Source organism: Microbacterium meiriae, from assembly GCF_025143875.1.
Taxonomy (GTDB): Bacteria; Actinomycetota; Actinomycetes; order Actinomycetales; family Microbacteriaceae; genus Microbacterium; species Microbacterium meiriae.
The window spans coordinates 1-5,536 of sequence record NZ_JAMBDU010000049.1 but is presented as its reverse complement, the minus strand read 5'-3'; the positions used below and the strand labels follow the sequence as shown (position 1 = coordinate 5,536).

The window sequence follows — 5,536 nt, the reverse complement described above, 5'->3', positions numbered from 1 at the left end:
TAAGATAGAGAAGTTGCCCTGCGGGCCTGGTCGTGATGGCTGGGTCGTGGGAGCATCCGATCCTTGAGAACTCAACAGCGTGCACTTGTCAAATGCCAAATTATCCTCGTCTAGCTTCGGCTGGGTGAGAATTCCTTTGGATCAAAGACCAACCTCCTTGTGGGGTTGGCAACGGATAGTCAGCAATGATTTATCTCTTTGGTCAGCATCAAACTCGCTGCGTTCCGGTTTTTCCCCGGTTCGTATGCAATTTCTTTTTACGGAGAGTTTGATCCTGGCTCAGGATGAACGCTGGCGGCGTGCTTAACACATGCAAGTCGAACGGTGAACACGGAGCTTGCTCTGTGGGATCAGTGGCGAACGGGTGAGTAACACGTGAGCAACCTGCCCCTGACTCTGGGATAAGCGCTGGAAACGGCGTCTAATACTGGATATGTGACGTGACCGCATGGTCTGCGTTTGGAAAGATTTTTCGGTTGGGGATGGGCTCGCGGCCTATCAGCTTGTTGGTGAGGTAATGGCTCACCAAGGCGTCGACGGGTAGCCGGCCTGAGAGGGTGACCGGCCACACTGGGACTGAGACACGGCCCAGACTCCTACGGGAGGCAGCAGTGGGGAATATTGCACAATGGGCGAAAGCCTGATGCAGCAACGCCGCGTGAGGGATGACGGCCTTCGGGTTGTAAACCTCTTTTAGCAGGGAAGAAGCGAAAGTGACGGTACCTGCAGAAAAAGCGCCGGCTAACTACGTGCCAGCAGCCGCGGTAATACGTAGGGCGCAAGCGTTATCCGGAATTATTGGGCGTAAAGAGCTCGTAGGCGGTTTGTCGCGTCTGCTGTGAAATCCCGAGGCTCAACCTCGGGCCTGCAGTGGGTACGGGCAGACTAGAGTGCGGTAGGGGAGATTGGAATTCCTGGTGTAGCGGTGGAATGCGCAGATATCAGGAGGAACACCGATGGCGAAGGCAGATCTCTGGGCCGTAACTGACGCTGAGGAGCGAAAGGGTGGGGAGCAAACAGGCTTAGATACCCTGGTAGTCCACCCCGTAAACGTTGGGAACTAGTTGTGGGGTCCATTCCACGGATTCCGTGACGCAGCTAACGCATTAAGTTCCCCGCCTGGGGAGTACGGCCGCAAGGCTAAAACTCAAAGGAATTGACGGGGACCCGCACAAGCGGCGGAGCATGCGGATTAATTCGATGCAACGCGAAGAACCTTACCAAGGCTTGACATATACGAGAACGGGCCAGAAATGGTCAACTCTTTGGACACTCGTAAACAGGTGGTGCATGGTTGTCGTCAGCTCGTGTCGTGAGATGTTGGGTTAAGTCCCGCAACGAGCGCAACCCTCGTTCTATGTTGCCAGCACGTAATGGTGGGAACTCATGGGATACTGCCGGGGTCAACTCGGAGGAAGGTGGGGATGACGTCAAATCATCATGCCCCTTATGTCTTGGGCTTCACGCATGCTACAATGGCCGGTACAAAGGGCTGCAATACCGTGAGGTGGAGCGAATCCCAAAAAGCCGGTCCCAGTTCGGATTGAGGTCTGCAACTCGACCTCATGAAGTCGGAGTCGCTAGTAATCGCAGATCAGCAACGCTGCGGTGAATACGTTCCCGGGTCTTGTACACACCGCCCGTCAAGTCATGAAAGTCGGTAACACCTGAAGCCGGTGGCCTAACCCTTGTGGAGGGAGCCGTCGAAGGTGGGATCGGTAATTAGGACTAAGTCGTAACAAGGTAGCCGTACCGGAAGGTGCGGCTGGATCACCTCCTTTCTAAGGAGCATCTGACGCTTCGGCGTCCAGAACCCAGATCGAAGGCATACGTTCTTCGCTGGGAGCTCATGGGTGGAACATTTGACATGGCATCGAGATCTGATCTCGGGACTAGTACGCCGCTTCGGTGGTTGGAAGGTTCTGGGGGAGGGGACCGGTGCCTGCACGCTGTTGGGTCCTGAGGGACCGGATGCGGATCCTTCGGGGTCTGGTCTGAACCTCTGGACCTCTTTCTGTTTGTCCCTGTGGGGGCAGGTGGATGGGGGTTCCGCCCGTACTTTGAGAACTACACAGTGGACGCGAGCATCTTGCAGCCGGCTTTCGAGCTGGTTGCACAAGATGATCTTAAAGATCATTAGTCAATTTCTGATTCCATCTTCGGATGGGGTCGAGTTTTTGATTCAAACTCATGTGATTTCAAGTCTTTAAGAGCAAACGGTGGATGCCTTGGCATCTGGAGCCGAAGAAGGACGTAGCAATCTGCGATAAGCCTCGGGGAACTGATAAGCAAGTTTTGATCCGAGGGTGTCCGAATGGGGAAACCCCGCTGGGCGGCGTGCCGACCTAGTGACTCCCGCCTGAATATATAGGGCGGGTAGAGGGAACGTGGGGAAGTGAAACATCTCAGTACCCACAGGAAGAGAAAGCAACCGCGATTCCGTTAGTAGTGGCGAGCGAAACCGGATCAGGCTAAACCGAGTGTGTGTGATATCCGGCAGGAGTTGCATATTCGGGGTTGTGGGACTCACCAGTCAGTTCTGCCGAGCTGGCGACGTTACAGAAGCGTATAGACGAACGGTCTTGAAAGGCCGGTCATAGAGGGTGCCAACCCCGTAGTCGAAATGCGTGTTCTGGCGTGGAGAGTATCCCAAGTAGCACGGGGCCCGTGAAATCCCGTGTGAATCTGTCAGGACCACCTGATAAGCCTAAATACTCCCAGATGACCGATAGCGGACAAGTACCGTGAGGGAAAGGTGAAAAGTACCCCGGGAGGGGAGTGAAATAGTACCTGAAACCGTTTGCTTACAAACCGTTGGAGCACCCCTGGTAGGTGTGACAGCGTGCCTTTTGAAGAATGAGCCTGCGAGTTAGCGATATGTGGCGAGGTTAACCCGTGTGGGGTAGCCGTAGCGAAAGCGAGTCTGAATAGGGCGATTCAGTCGCATGTCCTAGACCCGAAGCGAAGTGATCTATCCATGGCCAGGTTGAAGCGACGGTAAGACGTCGTGGAGGACCGAACCCACTTAGGTTGAAAACTGAGGGGATGAGCTGTGGATAGGGGTGAAAGGCCAATCAAACTTCGTGATAGCTGGTTCTCTCCGAAATGCATTTAGGTGCAGCGTTGCGTGTTTCTTGCCGGAGGTAGAGCTACTGGATGGCCGATGGGCCCTACAAGGTTACTGACGTCAGCCAAACTCCGAATGCCGGTAAGTGAGAGCGCAGCAGTGAGACTGTGGGGGATAAGCTTCATAGTCGAGAGGGAAACAACCCAGACCACCAACTAAGGTCCCAAAGCGCGTGCTAAGTGGGAAAGGATGTGGAGTTGCTCTGACAACCAGGAGGTTGGCTTAGAAGCAGCCACCCTTGAAAGAGTGCGTAATAGCTCACTGGTCAAGTGATTCCGCGCCGACAATGTAACGGGGCTCAAGCACGCCACCGAAGTTGTGGCATTGACATTATTGGTAGGCCTTCGTGGTCCAGCCGTGTTGATGGGTAGGAGAGCGTCGTGTGGCCAGCGAAGCGGCGGTGGAAACCAGCCGTGGAGGCTACACGAGTGAGAATGCAGGCATGAGTAGCGAATGACGTGTGAGAAACACGTCCTCCGAAAGACCAAGGGTTCCAGGGTCAAGCTAATCTTCCCTGGGTAAGTCGGGACCTAAGGCGAGGCCGACAGGCGTAGTCGATGGACAACGGGTTGATATTCCCGTACCGGCGAAGAACCGCCCAAGCTAATCCAGTGGTGCTAAACGTCCGAGCCTTCACATCGTCACCTTCGGGTGACACCGTGGAGGGGAGCACGTGACCCCATGCTGGTGCGGTTAGCGTATTAACAGGTGTGACGCAGGAAGGTAGTCCAAGCCAGGCGATGGTTGTCCTGGTGCAAGTGCGTAGGCCGAGTCGTAGGCAAATCCGCGACTCATACAGGCTGAGACACGATGCGGATAAAAAGTGGATGATCCTATGCTGCCGAGAAAAGCATCGACGCGAGGTTCTAGCCGCCCGTACCCCAAACCGACTCAGGTGGTCAGGTAGAGAATACCAAGGAGATCGAGAGAATCGTGGTTAAGGAACTCGGCAAAATGCCCCCGTAACTTCGGGAGAAGGGGGGCCTTCGACGTATTAGGACTTGCTCCGAAAGCGTTTGGAGGCCGCAGAGACTAGTGGGTAGCGACTGTTTACTAAAAACACAGGTCCGTGCCAAGTCGCAAGACGATGTATACGGACTGACGCCTGCCCGGTGCTGGAAGGTTAAGAGGACCGGTTAGCCGCAAGGCGAAGCTGAGAATTTAAGCCCCAGTAAACGGCGGTGGTAACTATAACCATCCTAAGGTAGCGAAATTCCTTGTCGGGTAAGTTCCGACCTGCACGAATGGCGTAACGACTTCCCAACTGTCTCAACCGCGAACTCGGCGAAATTGCATTACGAGTAAAGATGCTCGTTACGCGCAGCAGGACGGAAAGACCCCGTGACCTTTACTACAGCTTGGTATTGGTGTTCGGTGTGGCTTGTGTAGGATAGGTGGGAGACTTTGAAGCGGTGACGCCAGTTACCGTGGAGTCATTGTTGAAATACCACTCTGGTCACTCTGGATATCTAACTTCGAACCGTAATCCGGTTCAGGGACAGTGCCTGGTGGGTAGTTTAACTGGGGCGGTTGCCTCCCAAAAAGTAACGGAGGCGCCCAAAGGTTCCCTCAACCTGGTTGGCAATCAGGTGGCGAGTGTAAGTGCACAAGGGAGCTTGACTGTGAGACTGACAGGTCGAGCAGGGACGAAAGTCGGGACTAGTGATCCGGCAGTGGCTTGTGGAAGCGCTGTCGCTCAACGGATAAAAGGTACCTCGGGGATAACAGGCTGATCTTGCCCAAGAGTCCATATCGACGGCATGGTTTGGCACCTCGATGTCGGCTCGTCGCATCCTGGGGCTGGAGTAGGTCCCAAGGGTTGGGCTGTTCGCCCATTAAAGCGGTACGCGAGCTGGGTTTAGAACGTCGTGAGACAGTTCGGTCCCTATCCGCTGCGCGCGTAGGAAGTTTGAGAGGATCTGACCCTAGTACGAGAGGACCGGGTTGGACGAACCTCTGGTGTGTCAGTTGTTCCGCCAGGAGCACCGCTGATTAGCTACGTTCGGGATGGATAACCGCTGAAAGCATCTAAGCGGGAAGCCGGCCTCAAGATGAGACTTCCATACCTTCGGGTGAGAGGCTCCCAGCCAGACTACTGGGTTGATAGGCCAGATGTGGAAGCACGGTAACGTGTGCAGCTGACTGGTACTAATAAGCCGATGACTTGATAACACACCGTTTGTTGGTGCTTGCGTCCACTGAGTGGTTCTCGATGTACGGTCGAGAACTACCTTCAACAATGATTCATCATTGCTTTAGGTTTGATTGAAACATCAATAGTGTTTCGGCGGCCATAGCGTGAGGGAAACGCCCGGTCACATTCCGAACCCGGAAGCTAAGCCTCACAGCGCCGATGGTACTGCAGGGGGGACCCTGTGGGAGAGTAGGACACCGCCGGACTCCTTTTAG

3 rRNA genes are annotated in these 5,536 nt (G+C 54.7%); all 3 read left to right on the top strand.

Features of this window, described 5'->3' with window-relative positions:
* The first annotated feature begins 256 nt into the window (after window positions 1-256).
* The 3 genes from M4D53_RS17475 (at window position 257) to rrf (ending at window position 5,527) form a co-directional block, all read left to right on the top strand.
* A 16S ribosomal RNA gene (locus tag M4D53_RS17475) occupies window positions 257-1,781 on the top strand.
* 415 nt (window positions 1,782-2,196) lie between these two features.
* Window positions 2,197-5,299: ribosomal RNA gene (locus M4D53_RS17470) — 23S ribosomal RNA — on the top strand.
* A 111-nt stretch (window positions 5,300-5,410) separates the two neighbouring features.
* A 5S ribosomal RNA gene (gene rrf, locus M4D53_RS17465) occupies window positions 5,411-5,527 on the top strand.
* The 16S, 23S and 5S rRNA genes sit together here, the layout of an rRNA operon.
* Window positions 5,528-5,536 lie beyond the last annotated feature (9 nt).